The organism is Microbacterium sp. ISL-103 (genome assembly GCF_018613995.1).
In the GTDB taxonomy this organism is placed as follows: domain Bacteria; phylum Actinomycetota; class Actinomycetes; order Actinomycetales; family Microbacteriaceae; genus Microbacterium.
Genome location: NZ_JAGGPD010000495.1, coordinates 800 through 1,278, shown reverse-complemented (window position 1 = coordinate 1,278; position 479 = coordinate 800). Strand labels below are relative to the sequence as shown.

The window sequence follows — 479 nt, the reverse complement described above, 5'->3', positions numbered from 1 at the left end:
GCAGGTATGTGAAGAGGGTGAGATCGGGACGCAGGAAGCCGTACTCCTGAGCGATCGGCTCCTTCACCTTGATGAGAAGCTCGGCTTCGCCCCACGTCTCTTCCGCGGTCTCGACGATCTCGGCACCGGCGATCCGGTAGGCCTCGTCGGAGATGCCCGAGCCGACTCCCGCTCCCGGCTGCACGATCCCGCGATGGCCCTCGTGCACCAGGCGGTCGGCGCCCGCAGGGGTGAGTGCAGTGCGGTTCTCGTTGTTCTTGACCTCGGTCGGCACGCCGATCTTCATCGATCCTCCAAATGACGGTTGCGTGAGTGCATCTCAGAATCGCAGAAACGTCGACGATTCAACAGAATCACTGACGATGATTCGCTCTGGACTCGAATCCTGCATAATCATTCGCATGGAGACATCGTCCGCGGCCCCACAGCCGAACACCCTTCGGGCCCCGGCACTCGATCCGATCGATGCGAGGATCGTA

At 61.6% G+C, this 479-nt stretch carries 1 pseudogene; it reads right to left on the bottom strand.

Annotation, left to right across the window (positions count from 1 at the left end):
• A pseudogene (locus J7E68_RS16505) lies at positions 1–286 on the bottom strand (alanine dehydrogenase); the annotation flags it as partial.
• Positions 287–479 lie beyond the last annotated feature (193 nt).